Raw genomic sequence first — 13,759 nt, forward strand, 5'->3', positions numbered from 1 at the left:
TGAAGCAGGAAGCACGCGATGACATTTTCCAAGCCACTGCTCGTGGCCCTGTGGCTGCTGGCTGCCAGCGGGGCGACGAAGGCCGACCAGGCGCTGCCAGTTGCACCGGAACTGGCTTCCGGGTACCGCACCGGCCTGCAGCCGGTGCACGCCAGCCGGCACATGGTGGCCGCTGCCAACCCGCTGGCCAGCGAAGCGGGGCGGGCGATACTGCGGGCCGGTGGCAGCGCCATCGACGCTGCCATCGCCATGCAAATGGTGCTGACCCTGGTCGAGCCGCAGTCCAGTGGCATTGGCGGTGGGGCTTTCATCCTGTATTGGGATGGCGAGCGCGTGCAGGCATTCGACGGCCGCGAGGCAGCCCCGGCGGGGGTCACGGAACAACTGTTCCTGCAGGCCGATGGTGAGCCGATGCCGTTCCGCCAGGCGCAGATCGGTGGCCGCTCGGTGGGGGTGCCGGGTGTGCTGCGGGCGTTGCAGGTGGCCCACCAGCGCTATGGCAAGCTGCCCTGGCGCGACCTGTTTGCGCCGGCCATCGCGTTGGCCCGCAGCGGCTTTGCGGTTTCCCCGCGCTTGCACACGTTGATAGCCGGTGACCCGTTCATTGCCCAGTCACCGGCCATGGCGCGTTATTTTCTGGATGAACAGGGCAGGCCCTTGCCAGTGGGGGCTACCCTGCGCAACCCGGCGCTTGCCCAAACCCTGGAGCTGATCGCTGCGCACGGCGCCGATGTGTTCTATAGCGGTGAGATTGCCCAGGCCATCGTGACCCAGGTGCGCAGCCATGCCAATCCCGGTTACCTGTCGCTGCAGGACTTGCAGCTGTACCAGGCCAGGGAGCGCGAGCCGGTATGCGGCCCCTACAAGGCCTGGCAAATTTGCGGCGTGCCGCCGCCGTCTTCCGGCGGGGTAACGGTGTTGCAGACCCTGGGCATCCTTGAAGCCGCTCAACGGGCCGTGCCTGCGCATGACCTGGCTGGGTTGCGGCCGCAGCCCACTTCATCCCCAGCGGGTATTGAAGCAGCGCCAATGGCCGTGCACCTGGTCGCCGAGGCCGAGCGCCTGGCCTATGCCGACCGCGCCCAGTACCTGGCAGACAGCGATTATGTGCCCGTGCCGGTCAAGGCCCTCACCCACCCGGCCTACCTGGCCAGCCGCGCCGCCTTGATCGGGGCACACAGCATGAGGCGTGCGCGCCCAGGCCAGCCGCCTGGTGTCGACCTGGCCCTGGCGCCGGACCGTTCGCCCCTGCGCATTTCTACCTCGCACCTGAGCGCAGTGGATGACAGCGGTCATGCCCTGGCCATGACCACCTCGGTCGAGGCCGCGTTCGGCGCGCACGTGATGGTCAGGGGCTTCCTGCTCAACAACACCCTGACCGACTTTTCGTTCATCGCGCAGGAGCGTGGCCGGCCTGTGGCCAACCGGGTACAACCTGGCAAGCGGCCGCTGTCGGCCATGGCGCCGACCCTGGTGTTTTCCCGCGCTGGCGGCGAGCTGGTGGCCAGCCTGGGTTCGCCGGGGGGCTCACAGATCATCGGTTACGTGAACAAGGCACTGCTCGGCCTGCTGGATTGGCAACTGGACCCGCAGCAGGCTGCCGGCCTGCCCAATTTCGGCAGCCGCAATGCCGGCACGGAAGTGGAAGCAGGGCTGGCCAGCCCGGCACTGGTCCGCCAGTTGGCGGCCTGGGGCCACGAAGTCACGCCAATGACCATGACCAGCGGCATGCAGATCATCCAGCGCACGGCTGACGGCTGGGCCGGAGGGGCCGATCCGCGGCGCGAAGGGGTCGCCCTCGGCGACTGAGCAGGGCGTTGCAGGGCCTGGTATAGCGTGATAGAAGTCTGTCTTGTCATTCATTAGTTGAATACCAAGATGTCCAATAGCGCGAAATCGAATAGGGCCCTGTTCGACCTTGACCTGTTGCGCGCCACGGTGGTGGTGGCCGACTGCGGCAGTTTCACCACCGCGGCCGCACGCCTGCATTCCACCCAGTCGACCATCAGCCAGAAGGTTCGCCGCCTGGAGGACATGGTTGGCCACCGGTTACTGGTACGCGGCAACCGCGACGTGCTGCCAACCGACGCCGGGCAGACCCTGCTGGGCTATGCCCGGCATATGCTGGCGCTGAACGACCAGATGCTCGAAGCCTTGGCCGGGGCCATGGTCGGCACCACCGTGCGCCTGGGTGTGCCGGAAGACTTCGTCGGCGGGCGGACCACCAATGCGCTGGCGGCGTTCAGCCGCCTGCACCCGCAGGTAAAGCTGGAGGTGACCAGCGGCCTGTGCCGCGACCTCAGCCAGGCCTACGACAACGGTGAGCTCGACCTGGTGCTGCTCAAGCAGCGGCGCAACACCCGCGAGGGCGTGGCATGCTGGCCAGAGCGCCTGCAGTGGATCGACAGTGCCCGCGCGCCGGCGTTCGAGCTGGACCCGATTCCGCTTGTGACCTTTCCGCCACGCGGCCTGTACCGCGAAGACATGATCAATGCCATCGAGGGCATGGGCCGGCGCTGGCGTATCAGCTTCACCAGTTCCAGCCTCAGTGGCATCCAGGCGGCCGTGGCCGATGGCATGGGCGTCAGTTTGCTCCCGCCGCGCGCGGCGACAGGCGAGCACCGGGTGCTGGGCGAGGGGCAGGGGCTGCCGGAGATCGATAGCTATGAAATCGTCATTGTGCACCGGCCGACCGCTGACATCATGGTCAAGGCCTTGGCCGAGGTGATGACTCAATTGCTGGCCGGGGGTGGCATCTAGCCCAACGAGAAAAGTGTTTCAGGCTGTGGCGCGATGGAATGTCTGGCAGGGCCGTGCAGTCCCACCGTTAACGTGGGCAGTACGCCCAGCAACCCAAGCCATGGAGACGCACTATGAAAACAGCTGCATTTGTCGCTTTACTGGCCAGCGCCGGGTTGGCCCAGGCGGCCGAAACGGTCGAACTCAAGCTGGCCGGCCCCGACGGCCCTGGCAAGTCCATTGGCACTATCAGCATCGAGCAGAACAAATATGGCACGTTGCTCACCCCCGACCTGAAGGACCTGCCGCCAGGTGTGCACGGCTTCCACCTCCACCAGAACGCCTCGTGCGCACCGGCGCAAGAAGGCGGCAAGCCTGTGCCAGCGGGTGCTGCGGGCGGGCACTGGGACCCGGATTCCAGCAACGCCCACAAAGGCCCCTATGATGACAGTGGTCATCGTGGCGACTTGCCGGCGCTGTATGTGGGGGCCGATGGCAAGGCCACCTATCCGGTCCTCGCGCCGCGGCTGAAGGCCACCGATTTCAAAGGCCATGCACTGATGGTGCACGCCGGCGGTGACAACCACAGCGACCACCCCGAGAAGCTGGGTGGCGGTGGAGCCCGGGTGGCCTGCGGGGTCGTGCAGTAAACGCTTGCCCGTGCGCCTGAAACAAGGCCGCCCCTGCAGGTTCACGCAAACCTGCGGGGGCGGCCTTGTGTCGGGAGGGCGCCATGCGCCCCGGTGCCTCAGCGCTTGGGGTTCAGCGTCAGGTGCACGTGACGGTTCACGTCCTTGTACAGCAGGTAGCTGAACTTGCCTGGGCCACCTGCGTAGCAGGCTTGCGGGCAGAAGGCGCGCAGCCACATGAAGTCGCCGGCTTCCACTTCGACCCAGTCCTGGTTCAGGCGGTACACCGCCTTGCCTTCCAGCACGTACAGGCCATGCTCCATCACGTGGGTTTCCGCGAACGGGATCACGCCGCCGGGCTGGAAGGTGACGATGTTCACATGCATGTCGTGACGCATGTCGGCCATGTCGACGAAGCGGGTAGTGACCCAGCGGCCTTCGGTGCCCGGCATTTCAATGACGGTGGCGTTGTCACGGTGGGTCACGAACGACTCAGGTGCGTCCAGGCCCTCGACTTTCTGGTAGTGCTTGCGCAGCCAGTGGAAGGTGACATTGGCTTTGCTGTTGTTGCGCAGGCTCCACTCGGCGCCTGGCGCCAGGAACGCGTAGCCGCCTGGCACCAGGGTGTGGTGCTTGCCTTCGACGGTGATGTCCAGTTCGCCTTCGACGATGAACACCACGGCCTCGGCATCAGGGTCCAGCTCAGGGCGTTCGCTGCCGCCTTCCGGGGCCACTTCGACGATGTACTGCGAGAAAGTCTCGGCAAAACCGGTCAGTGGGCGGGCGATGACCCACATGCGCATCTTGTCCCAGAATGGCAAGTGGCTGGTGACGATGTCACGCATCACGCCTTTGGGGATGACGGCGTAGGCTTCGGTGAACATGGCACGGTCAGTCAGCAGCTCGGTTTGAGCCGGGTGCCCACCGTGGGGGGCGAAGTACGAATGGTTCGACATGGACAATCTCGACTTGTTGTTCTCTCCCCGTGCCGTGAACCGCACCGGCCGGTGCGGCGCAGGGGATGTGGCGACAGAATAGGGTCGAGCGCGCGCCATGCACAAATTAAATGTTGGAATACCCAGGATTCGATCGCTGAATGCGCGTTCGCTCGCAGGGGCTGCTGAGCAGATAATTCCGACATATTTTTCACATTCCCTTGTTAGGATCCCCCGGCATTTCCAAGGAGCCCCCCCTTATGCCGTCTATCCTGCGCAAGCGCAGCACCCGAATCGTCTTCACCGCCACCACTGGCCTGCTCGTGGCCACATTGGGCTTTTTCGCCTGGCAAAGCTTCTATCCGGTGCAGGCCGCGGCAGGTTGGAAAGTCGGTGTGCTGCACAGTGACGTGACCAAGGCCGCGTCACTGCTGCCGCAAGCCGATGGCAGCCTGCTGGTCAGCCGCGAGCTGGACGACGGCCGCGGCAGCATCCTCAAGATCGCCGCCGACGGCGCCCGGGTGGTAGTCATTGATAACCTGTCCAAACCCGACGGCATGGTCGCGGCCCAGGGCGGTTGGGTATTCAGCCAGGAGGGCGGTGCCGCGCCCGTCAGCCTGGCCCGCGATGGCGAGGTCACGCCGTTGTTCAATGGCGACAGCGTGCAAGGGCTGTGGAACGACGGCAAGCACCTGTATGCCATCGAAGACCGCAAAGGTAACGGCCGCCTCATGCGCTACGACTGGCAGAGCGGGCAACTGGACGTGCTGCGTTCCGGCCTGACAGAAACCGAAGGGCTGACACGCTGTCGGGGCGACCTGTTGTACACCGAAAAAGCCAAGGGCACCGTGCGCGCCCTGTCCGCCGATGGCAACGACCCGGTGGTGGTCGACGGTTTGCGCAACCCCACGTTCCTGTACTGTGACCAGCGTGGCCTGTGGATCAGCGAGGACAACACGCACCGCGCCCGGCTGCTGCGCATCGCTGCCGACGGCAGCCAGCACACGGTGCTGACGTTTCTCAAGGCGCCCCAGGCCATCATCGCCGACGGCAAGGGCGGTTACCTGCTGGCCGAGGGCGGACGCGACCGTGTCTTGCACCTGACGCCGCCAGCAGAGCCGGTCACGGCCCAGCGCTAGCCGCAACAGCGAGCTTCCCTGCACGGCCGTGCTCACGGATAATCCCCCACATTCCAATAAACAGCCTGTGAGTGGGTATGAGTGATTCCGTAGTCGGCCTTGGCCAGCCTGAAACCGAAGGGGGGCGCAGAACGCGCAAGAACAACCCCGAGAAAACCCGCGAGGATATCCTCCAGGCCGCCATCCACGAATTCGTTCAGCAAGGGCTGGCCGGGGCTCGCGTAGACGCCATCGCTGAACGCACGGCTACGTCCAAGCGCATGATCTACTACTACTTCGGCAGCAAGGAGCAGTTGTATTGCGAGTGCCTGGTCAAGCTATACGGCGATATTCGCAAGACCGAGCAAAGCCTGGACCTGGAGTCGCTGCCGGCCGACCAGGCGATCCGCAGGCTGGTGGAGTTCACCTTCGACCACCACGACCGCAATGTCGACTTCGTGCGGATCATCTGCACCGAAAACATCCACTACGGCGAATACGTCAAGCAGTCCCCGGCTATTCGCGAAATGAGCAGCCTGGTGCTCGAAGCCTTGGGCAACACGCTGCGCCGCGGGGTAGAAGAAGGGGTGTTCCGCAGCGGTATCGAGGTGATCGACCTGCACATGCTGATGAGCTCGTTCTGTTTTTACCGGGTGTCCAACCGGCATACCTTTGGCGAGATCTTCCAGATAGACCTGTCGGATGACCAGGTCAAGCTGCGGCACAAGGCGATGATCTGTGATGCGGTGCTGCGCTACATTCAGATTGGGCAGCGCCCCTGACGCTGCGCCAGCCTGCTCAGTCGCCCAACCGCTGCTCACGCGAGGGCGGGTAGCCAAAATACGCCGCATAGCATTTGCTGAAATGTGACACCGAAACAAAGCCGCAAGCCACCGCCACTTCCATCACCGACAGGTCGGAATACTGCAGCAGCCTGCGGCTTTTGGTAATGCGCAGCTCCATGTAGTAACGCCGCGGCGATGTGCCCAGCTGGGCCTGGAACAACCGGTCGATCTGCCGCCGTGAACGCCCGCTGTAGGCGGCCAGCTGGTCGAGGCTGAGGGTTTCTTCGAGGTTGTTCTCCATCAGTTCGACAATGGTACGCAGGTGCAGGCTCATGGACTTCTTGGCCCCCGGCCCGACCTGGCGGTAACGGGCGCCTGAGAACGACAGAATTTCTTCCACGCCTTCGGCCAGGCCGTCACCATACAAGCGCCGCACCAGCCCCAGCATCAGTTCCATGGCGCCGTTCGGGCTGGCGGCACTGAGCCGGTCACGGTCGAGGGTGAAGCTGGCCGGAGTAATGCGGGTTTGCGGGCTGCGCTCGGACAAACTGGCACGCTGCTCGGGGTGAACGCTGCAGCCATAGTCATCCAGCACCCCGGCGCGCCCCAGGAACCAGGCGCCGTTCCACAAGCCACCCAAGGCCATGCCATGGGCCGCGCAATCACTCAGCAAGCGGTCGAGTACCGGGTATTTCAGCGGCGTACGCAAGCCCCCGCAGATGACCAGCAGGTCTGGTGACTGCAACGCCTGGGGGGACAATTCGGTGGCCACCAGTTCCAGCCCAAGGTCGCTGAGCACGCGGTCGCCGTCCAGCGACAGCGGGGTGAAACTGAAGCTGTCGGTACGCAGCAGGTTGGCCGTGACCAGCACGTCCATGGCCACGGTGAAACTGGCCATGGAGAAGTGTTCGAGCAGCACGAAATCGACTTGATAAGGGGCCTGGGCGTCGGCGCTGCTGGCCTTGAGCCGCAGCATGTTGCTGGTACTGGTCTTCTTGCTGAACTGGCGTGGCGTGGGCACTCTGAACTCCGCTTGCTGGCTGGCTCGCAGAGTGTGGCCGGTGGCTGGAGGAAAGACAATCTCCCCGGTGGCGGTGTCGTATTACAGGTCGTGTTCAGGCAACCTGTATGGCTGCAGACTTTCCCACTATGCTTTGCCATAGGCGCTTGCATGAAACGCCTGGCCCTTGAGGAACCTATCGATGAAATACGCCGCTGCCTTGTTGCTCAGCTTGTTGCCATTGCTGGCCACGGCCATGGAGCCGGGCGAACCGCTCGCGCCCTTCACGTTGCTTGACCAGCATGACAAGGCCTACACCCTGAGCGCGGACACCCAGGTACTACTGGTGGCGCGCGACATGGACGGCGCCAAGTTGGTCAAGGCTGCACTGGCCGACGCGCCCAAAGACTACCTGGAAGCACGCAAGGCCGTATTCGTCGCCGACATCCAGCGCATGCCTGCGTTGGTCAGCAAGCTGTTCGCCATCCCGGCCATGCGCGGTTACAGCTATAGGGTGCTGCTCGACCGGGAAGGGCGGGTAGCCAGCCGGTACCCCGGGCAGCCAGGGCAGGTGCAGTGGTTGCAGTTGCAAGAAGGCAGATTGGTGAGCCAGCAGGCGTTCACCGATGCCGCGGCATTGAAGGCGGCGCTGGAGCGTGCGCCGCAGCAGTGAGGTGCGTTACCTGCAGGAGTGGTCAAAACAATCTGAACCCTCAGCGTCAATAACAACCCAAGCCATTACACGGCAAAGAGAGAGCGCTTATGGAAGTCGGAACGATCTGGATCATTGTCGCAGCCTTGGTCATCCTCATGGAAATCTGGGCCATCTGGAACATCATCGGCAGTGAGCGGCGCGCCGAACGCAAGATGTTGTGGGTGGTGTTCGTCGTCTACGCGCCAATCCCCGGCTTGTTGTTCTGGGCCTGGCGCGGCCCGCGCGCCGTCAAAGGCCGGTCCGTACTCGAAGAAAAATGACAGGCACGGGTATCAGGCGCTCGCGCGCCTGATACCGTCAGCGGTCACTTTCCAGCGGTCACTTCTCAGCGGTCATTTGGGCAGCACGTTGAAGCGAATGGCGGGGCCGAGGCCGTTCACCATCAGGCAGCCGTAGAACTTCACGGTGGACAGCACGCCCAGCGCCTTCAACGCATCGTGTATGAATGCGTGGAATACGCGCTCGGCATCCTTCTGGCGGTCGGCAAGCGTCGCGGCCTCGAGCGTGACCACCCCAAGCAAGGTGGTCTCGATGTGCTGGACGGTTTCCAGGCCGGTTTTCTCGCGAAGGTACGTACGTGCCTTCGCCGCATCTGCCTCATCCCCTTCGACGGTGTAAGCCAACTGAAAATCGAATTTGCTCATGGTTTTGTCCTTGGTTGCGCTAAAGCGTCCGTGCCGTGCCGTGCACCTTACCGGCATGCGCAAGTTGTGAAAACGAACGAGGTGTTCAACAATCTCATCTGTTTGTAGGAAACGACCTACTTGACCTCGAGTCCCACACCATGAGCACTGGCACCACCTCGCTTGCCGGGCATAAGGCTCGTGCCTGGCTCTGGCCAGCGCTGTTCAGCCTGGTGGCATTTGCCGCCAACTCGGTGTTCTGCCGCCTGGCCCTCAAGAACGGGGCGATCGACCCGGCCTCGTTCACCGTGGTGCGCCTGGCCAGCGGTGCAGTATTCCTGTTGTTGCTGATTCGCTTGCGCAGACCGGCGCAGCGCATGGGTGGCACCTGGCGAGCAGGCCTGGCCTTGTGCCTGTATGCCTTCCTGTTTTCAGCGGCCTACCTGCAACTGAGCGCCGGGGCGGGCGCCTTGCTGCTCTTCGGTGCCGTGCAGATCACGATGTTCGGCTTTGCCTGGTGCAAAGGCGAACGCATCAGCGCACGGGGCCTGCTGGGTATGCTGATCGCCTTCGCCGGCTTGCTGGTGCTGTTGTTGCCAGGCGCTTCGGCGCCACCGTTCAGCAGTGCCTTGCTGATGGTTATTTCCGGCATCGCCTGGGGGGCGTACACCTTGCTCGGCAGAGGGTCGCCCAGGTCGCTGGCCGACACGGCCGGCAACTTTGCCCGCAGCCTGCCCTGGCTGGTGGTGCTGGCACCGCTGCTGTGGCTGGGGGCCGGGCCACACCTTAGCGCTGGTGGCTTGCTGTTCGCCCTGGGCTCCGGTGTGCTGGCTTCCGGAGCCGGTTATGCCGTGTGGTATGGCGTGGTGCGGCAGGTCAGTGCGCAACAGGCGGCGACCCTGCAGCTGAGTGTGCCGGTGCTGGCGGGGTTGGGCGGGGTTGCGCTGATCGGTGAGCCGTTATCGCTGCGTTTGTTGCTCGCCAGTGTGGTAGTGCTGGGCGGTATTGCGCTGGCGCTGGCGCCGCGCCGCCAGGCCCTGCAGGCAAAGCCTAGAAAAAGCTGCGCTGGGCCTTGAGGGTGACCACGCTGTCGCAATAGGTGTTCATGCCTGAGTAGGCGTCACAGCTGGTGCCACTGAGGCTCGAGTTGCTGTAGATCAGGTTCAGGTCGATGCCTAGCCAAGGGCGCGACAGTTCCAGCGACCAGTCGGAAAAGGCATTCACCTGGCTGCCATCGCCGATGGTGAAGGGTGTGCCCAGGCGGTGATGGGCGAGTTTGACGGTGAGGTCGACATCGAACAAGGGCAGTTGGCCAAAATCGGCGAACAGCGTACCGGTGCGGTTGTCGGGGTTGTCGCGCAGTGCGCCGCCGAACCGGCTGCCAAGTACCGAAACTCCCCCATACAGGGCTACGCTCTCGGCGCCGGCGATGTTTGGCTGGCTGTAGTGGATCAACCCCACTTCATAGCCCAAGGTGCTGTCGAAGTGGTGCTTGTAGCCCATGTAGCTGTCCAGGCGCAGGGTCGAGTTGGCCGTCACCCCCATGCTCGGGGCATATTGGCCGACGTACAGCCCACTGGGGTGGCTGAAATCCATGCCGCCATGAAACGCGCCGACCGCCGTGGGTGAAATCAACCCTTGGGCCATGCTGCGGGAAGGGGTGGTGCCGAGTGTAAAGTCGAAATCGCCCAGTTGGCGCTTCATCTGCTGGGCCAGCAGAGGGGGGCTGAACAGCAGGGCAATGCTCAGCAACAGCAGGGGCCTGAACATGGTCACCGTCCTGGAGGGCTTACGGTAGAGCGTTCAGGATACATGCCCGAGCGGCCGCTGAAAACCATGTAGCGGCGGGTTCAGCCTTTGGTCGAACGGTCGGCATCGGCTGCCTCGGTCACCACCGGCAGGTTGCCGGCACGCTGGATCACCCGGCGTTGCTGCTCATAGTCGTCCAGCGACAGACCGCGGCGCTGCAAGGCCTCCAGCTGTAACTGGCGGGTTTCGTCGGCGCTGTACGGGCGCAGTTCAGGGTGGCTGGCACAGCCGCTGCTGATGGCGAGGGTAAGCAGGGCAAACGTGGCAGTCAGCAAGCGGGCCAGGGTGTTCATCAGGTAGCTCCAGGGGCCAATGGTGTAGGTGGCGAGGCGATGGAGCTAGGTTATGTGGTTGCCGCGCCCGGTAGAAATTGCCCCTCTCGATAGTGACTATTGATGCACGGCGCCCTGGCCATTGACGCGCAGAAGCTCAAACCTTGCAGGCTGCCGCCTGGTGGCTCGATCCATGAAAAACGGGGCATGCCAGCGATGGCATGCCCCGTTTTTATACCGCAAAAGCGTTTCAGGCGACTTTGACGATCCAGCCAGCCGGTGCTTCCACATCACCGCTCTGGATGCCGGTCAGCTCGTTGTAGAGCTTCTGCGTGACCGGGCCGACCTTCTCCAGGTCGTGGAACACGTGCAGCTTGCCGTTGTACTCGATGCCACCAATCGGGGTGATCACCGCAGCAGTACCGCAGGCGCCGGCTTCGACGAAGCGGTCCAGCTTGCTGATTTCCACGTCACCTTCGACCACGGTCAGGCCCAGGCGCGATTGTGCCAGCTCCATCAGCGACAGGCGGGTGATGCCTGGCAGCACCGAGGCCGATTTAGGCGTGACGAACTCATTGTTGGCGGTAATGCCGAAGAAGTTGGCCGAGCCGACTTCTTCAATCTTGGTGTGGGTCAGCGGGTCGAGGTAGATGGCGTCGGCGAAGTTGGCTTTCTTCGCTTCGGCACCTGGCTGCAGGCTGGCAGCGTAGTTGCCACCGACCTTGGCGGCACCGGTGCCCTGCGGTGCTGCACGGTCGAAGCTGGAGATCTGGAAGTTGTGCGGCTTCATGCCGCCCTTGAAGTACGAGCCAACCGGAATGGCGAAAACCGAGAAGATGAACTCGGGGGCGGTGCGCACGCCAATGTTGTCGCCGGTGCCGATCACGAACGGGCGCAGGTACAGGGCGCCTTTACCATGCGGTGGCACGAACTTTTCGTTGGCCTTGACCACTTGCTTGCACGCCTCGATGAACACATCGGTCGGCACCTGCGGCATCAGCAGGCGGGCGCAGCTGCGCTGCATGCGGGCGGCATTCTGGTCCGGGCGGAACAGGTTGATGGAGCCATCCTTGCAGCGGTAGGCCTTCAGGCCCTCGAAACATTGCTGGCCATAGTGCAGCGCGGTGGAGCCTTCACTGATGTGCAGCACGTTGTCTTCGGTCAGGGTGCCCTTGTCCCACTCGCCATTGCGCCATACGGACAGGTAGCGTTTGTCGGTCTTGATGTAGTCGAAACCCAGCTTGTCCCAATTAATGCTTTCGTTGCTCATGACACCCTCATTGTCTTGCTAATGCCCGATCGCTCGGGCTGCTGTTATATGCGCACCATGCCACCTTAATACATCCGTGGCGGATCGGGAACGGCCGGTCAAGAATTGACAGGCTGCGATGCATTATTTGCGGGTGCTGCAGGCGCAGGGACGGCATCGAGGCTGCAAGGTGATTGTCACAATATTGTCAGCGCCTGTGAGATCGAGCGCCGCCCGCGCGGCGCATCGCGAGCTGCGCTCGCTCCTACGTTCGTTTCGGGCCAATTATGCCTGGGGGATTTGCGCGCGAACCCTTTGGCGCATGCCTCAATATCGCGTCGTATGAACCAGGCGGTCGCGCGCGCCTCTCACAGGCCTCACTGGCCCGAAACAAACGTAGGAGCGAGCGCAGCTCGCGATGCGCCGCGCGGGCGGCGCTCGATCTCACAGGCGCTAAAAGAATCGAGGCGAGCCAACGGTTGACCACCCGCCAACCACTGCGTAGCCTTGCCACTTCGAGGTTCTTCGGCCAGGCCGAAGCTAAGACGGGAACGCGGTACAAGCCGCGGCTGCCCCCGCAACTGTAAGCACCGACAACGGATCGACACAGCCACTGCGCCAACGCGCGGGAAGGCGTCATCCCGCCAGACTGCTGCCACGGCAGGCAACTGGAACGGTGCAAGCCAGGAGACCTGCCTCGTCACGTTTTCGACTTTCAACCGGGCGGGGTGATCCGGTGGCGAACAAGCCCGGCCGGCCTGGCCGGTGGCTGTCGTCCTGCATGCCCGCGCCATACTGCCAAGGGCACTGCGACATGAAAACACTGGCCAAGCTCCCCGTTACCATCGTTACCGGCTTTCTCGGCTCGGGCAAGACCACGTTGCTGCGCCACATGCTCGACAACGCCCAGGGCCGCCGCATCGCGGTCATCGTCAACGAGTTCGGCGAACTGGGCATCGATGGCGAAATCCTCAAGCAATGCAGCATCGGTTGTACTGAAGAAGAGGCCACCGGCCGTGTTTACGAGCTGGCCAACGGCTGCTTGTGCTGCACCGTGCAGGAAGAATTCTTCCCGGTGATGCGCGAGCTGGTGGCACGCCGTGGCGACTTGGACCACATCTTGATCGAGACCAGCGGCCTGGCCCTGCCCAAACCGTTGGTGCAGGCCTTCCAGTGGCCGGAGATCCGCAACGCCTGCACCGTCGACGCCGTGATCACCGTGGTCGACAGCCCGGCGGTGGCTGCCGGCACCTTTGCCGCCTACCCGGACCAGGTCGATGCGCAGCGCAAGCTGGACCCCAACCTGGACCACGAGTCGCCCCTGCACGAGCTGTTCGCCGACCAGCTCGCCAGCGCTGACCTGGTGGTATTGAACAAGGCTGACTTGATCGACGCCGAAGGCCTGGCCAAGGTGCGTGCCGAAGTCGCCGAAGAACTGCCGCCGGCGGTGAAAGTGGTCGAAGCCAGCAGCGGCAAGCTGCCACTGGAAGTGCTGCTGGGCGTGGGCGCCGAGTCCGAGGCGCACATCGATGGCCGCCGTACCCACCACGACTCGCACCACGACGGCGACGACCATGACGATCATGACCACGACGCCTTCGACTCCATCTCCATCGACCTGCCGGAAGCCGACGAAAGCCTGCTGCTCGATGCCCTGAGCCAGCTGGTGGTGGAGTTCGGCATCCTGCGTGCCAAAGGCTTCGCTGCCATCCCGGGCAAGCCGATGCGCCTGCTGGTGCAAGGCGTGGGTACCCGTTTCGACAAGCACTTCGATCGTGCCTGGCGTGCCGACGAGCCGCGCATCACCCGCCTGGTGCTGATCGGCCAGGACCTTGATGCGGCCCAGCTGGAAGCGCGCCTGCGCCAGGCCTTGGGCGCCTGACCC

15 protein-coding genes and 1 riboswitch are annotated in these 13,759 nt (G+C 63.7%); of the genes, 9 read left to right on the forward strand and 6 right to left on the reverse strand.

Annotated features, from left to right (window positions below):
- Positions 1-18: 18 nt before the first annotated feature.
- From ggt to sodC, 3 genes are all read left to right on the forward strand, one after another.
- On the forward strand, positions 19-1,809 hold the full coding sequence (gene ggt / locus AACG97_RS12605) for a gamma-glutamyltransferase (RefSeq protein ID WP_047149628.1): 1,791 nt from the start codon (positions 19-21) through the stop codon (positions 1,807-1,809).
- A 69-nt stretch (positions 1,810-1,878) separates the two neighbouring features.
- On the forward strand, positions 1,879-2,760 hold the full coding sequence (locus tag AACG97_RS12610; RefSeq protein WP_009686685.1) for a LysR substrate-binding domain-containing protein: 882 nt from the start codon (positions 1,879-1,881) through the stop codon (positions 2,758-2,760).
- A gap of 113 nt (positions 2,761-2,873) precedes the next feature.
- Positions 2,874-3,389, forward strand: a complete 516-nt coding sequence (sodC, locus tag AACG97_RS12615; protein ID WP_009686686.1) for a superoxide dismutase family protein — start codon at positions 2,874-2,876, stop codon at positions 3,387-3,389.
- A 98-nt stretch (positions 3,390-3,487) separates the two neighbouring features.
- Here the strand turns inward: sodC and AACG97_RS12620 are convergent, their stop codons facing one another.
- Positions 3,488-4,324, reverse strand: a complete 837-nt coding sequence (locus AACG97_RS12620; RefSeq protein ID WP_029886486.1) for a bifunctional allantoicase/(S)-ureidoglycine aminohydrolase — start codon at positions 4,322-4,324, stop codon at positions 3,488-3,490.
- A gap of 239 nt (positions 4,325-4,563) precedes the next feature.
- Here AACG97_RS12620 and AACG97_RS12625 point away from each other — a divergent pair, with 239 nt between their 5' ends.
- A complete protein-coding gene (locus AACG97_RS12625; RefSeq protein ID WP_197886155.1) occupies positions 4,564-5,442 on the forward strand; it encodes a hypothetical protein in 879 nt (292 codons plus the stop codon).
- Between the two features lie 77 nt (positions 5,443-5,519).
- Positions 5,520-6,203 carry a TetR/AcrR family transcriptional regulator gene (locus tag AACG97_RS12630; RefSeq protein WP_009686689.1) on the forward strand — a complete coding sequence of 228 codons (684 nt, stop codon included), beginning with the start codon at positions 5,520-5,522 and terminating at the stop codon, positions 6,201-6,203.
- A 16-nt stretch (positions 6,204-6,219) separates the two neighbouring features.
- Here the strand turns inward: AACG97_RS12630 and AACG97_RS12635 are convergent, their stop codons facing one another.
- Positions 6,220-7,227 (reverse strand): GlxA family transcriptional regulator, encoded by a 1,008-nt coding sequence (locus AACG97_RS12635; RefSeq protein WP_009686690.1) that lies wholly within the window; start codon positions 7,225-7,227, stop codon positions 6,220-6,222.
- 181 nt (positions 7,228-7,408) lie between these two features.
- Between AACG97_RS12635 and AACG97_RS12640 the strand changes: the two genes are divergently transcribed.
- Positions 7,409-7,879: a hypothetical protein gene (locus tag AACG97_RS12640; RefSeq protein ID WP_009686691.1), complete on the forward strand. Its 471-nt coding sequence runs from the start codon at positions 7,409-7,411 to the stop codon at positions 7,877-7,879.
- An 89-nt stretch (positions 7,880-7,968) separates the two neighbouring features.
- Positions 7,969-8,181: a PLDc N-terminal domain-containing protein gene (locus AACG97_RS12645; RefSeq protein WP_009686692.1), complete on the forward strand. Its 213-nt coding sequence runs from the start codon at positions 7,969-7,971 to the stop codon at positions 8,179-8,181.
- A gap of 72 nt (positions 8,182-8,253) precedes the next feature.
- Here the strand turns inward: AACG97_RS12645 and AACG97_RS12650 are convergent, their stop codons facing one another.
- A complete protein-coding gene (locus AACG97_RS12650; RefSeq protein ID WP_009686693.1) occupies positions 8,254-8,565 on the reverse strand; it encodes a hypothetical protein in 312 nt (103 codons plus the stop codon).
- A 140-nt stretch (positions 8,566-8,705) separates the two neighbouring features.
- Between AACG97_RS12650 and AACG97_RS12655 the strand changes: the two genes are divergently transcribed.
- Positions 8,706-9,620, forward strand: a complete 915-nt coding sequence (locus AACG97_RS12655) for a DMT family transporter (RefSeq protein ID WP_225785569.1) — start codon at positions 8,706-8,708, stop codon at positions 9,618-9,620.
- Here AACG97_RS12655 and AACG97_RS12660 read toward each other — a convergent pair.
- The 3 genes from AACG97_RS12660 to AACG97_RS12670 all read right to left on the reverse strand — a co-directional run bounded on the left by AACG97_RS12660 (position 9,595) and on the right by AACG97_RS12670 (position 11,895).
- Positions 9,595-10,314, reverse strand: a complete 720-nt coding sequence (locus AACG97_RS12660; RefSeq protein ID WP_009686695.1) for a TorF family putative porin — start codon at positions 10,312-10,314, stop codon at positions 9,595-9,597. The two genes, AACG97_RS12655 and AACG97_RS12660, sit on opposite strands and share 26 nt — an antisense overlap.
- An 80-nt stretch (positions 10,315-10,394) precedes the next feature.
- A complete protein-coding gene (locus tag AACG97_RS12665) occupies positions 10,395-10,646 on the reverse strand; it encodes a hypothetical protein (RefSeq protein WP_009686696.1) in 252 nt (83 codons plus the stop codon).
- Between the two features lie 229 nt (positions 10,647-10,875).
- Positions 10,876-11,895: a branched-chain amino acid aminotransferase gene (locus AACG97_RS12670; RefSeq protein WP_009686697.1), complete on the reverse strand. Its 1,020-nt coding sequence runs from the start codon at positions 11,893-11,895 to the stop codon at positions 10,876-10,878.
- Positions 11,896-12,375: 480 nt separating this feature from the next.
- Positions 12,376-12,588, forward strand: a riboswitch (cobalamin riboswitch).
- A 100-nt stretch (positions 12,589-12,688) separates the two neighbouring features.
- Between AACG97_RS12670 and cobW the strand changes: the two genes are divergently transcribed.
- Positions 12,689-13,756, forward strand: coding sequence for a cobalamin biosynthesis protein CobW (cobW, locus tag AACG97_RS12675; protein ID WP_009686698.1), 1,068 nt, complete (start codon positions 12,689-12,691; stop codon positions 13,754-13,756).
- Positions 13,757-13,759 lie beyond the last annotated feature (3 nt).

It is taken from the genome of Pseudomonas sp. Nvir, assembly GCF_963778085.1.
Taxonomy (GTDB): domain Bacteria; phylum Pseudomonadota; class Gammaproteobacteria; order Pseudomonadales; family Pseudomonadaceae; genus Aquipseudomonas; species Aquipseudomonas juntendi.

Coding starts and splice junctions, on each gene's coding strand:
- ggt (WP_047149628.1), top strand. CDS start 19: ATGACATTTTCCAAGCCACTGCTCGTGGCCCTGTGGCTGCTGGCTGCC.
- AACG97_RS12610 (WP_009686685.1), top strand. CDS start 1,879: ATGTCCAATAGCGCGAAATCGAATAGGGCCCTGTTCGACCTTGACCTG.
- sodC (WP_009686686.1), top strand. CDS start 2,874: ATGAAAACAGCTGCATTTGTCGCTTTACTGGCCAGCGCCGGGTTGGCC.
- AACG97_RS12620 (WP_029886486.1), bottom strand. CDS start 4,324: ATGTCGAACCATTCGTACTTCGCCCCCCACGGTGGGCACCCGGCTCAA.
- AACG97_RS12625 (WP_197886155.1), top strand. CDS start 4,564: ATGCCGTCTATCCTGCGCAAGCGCAGCACCCGAATCGTCTTCACCGCC.
- AACG97_RS12630 (WP_009686689.1), top strand. CDS start 5,520: ATGAGTGATTCCGTAGTCGGCCTTGGCCAGCCTGAAACCGAAGGGGGG.
- AACG97_RS12640 (WP_009686691.1), top strand. CDS start 7,409: ATGAAATACGCCGCTGCCTTGTTGCTCAGCTTGTTGCCATTGCTGGCC.
- AACG97_RS12645 (WP_009686692.1), top strand. CDS start 7,969: ATGGAAGTCGGAACGATCTGGATCATTGTCGCAGCCTTGGTCATCCTC.
- AACG97_RS12650 (WP_009686693.1), bottom strand. CDS start 8,565: ATGAGCAAATTCGATTTTCAGTTGGCTTACACCGTCGAAGGGGATGAG.
- AACG97_RS12655 (WP_225785569.1), top strand. CDS start 8,706: ATGAGCACTGGCACCACCTCGCTTGCCGGGCATAAGGCTCGTGCCTGG.
- AACG97_RS12660 (WP_009686695.1), bottom strand. CDS start 10,314: ATGTTCAGGCCCCTGCTGTTGCTGAGCATTGCCCTGCTGTTCAGCCCC.
- AACG97_RS12665 (WP_009686696.1), bottom strand. CDS start 10,646: ATGAACACCCTGGCCCGCTTGCTGACTGCCACGTTTGCCCTGCTTACC.
- AACG97_RS12670 (WP_009686697.1), bottom strand. CDS start 11,895: ATGAGCAACGAAAGCATTAATTGGGACAAGCTGGGTTTCGACTACATC.
- cobW (WP_009686698.1), top strand. CDS start 12,689: ATGAAAACACTGGCCAAGCTCCCCGTTACCATCGTTACCGGCTTTCTC.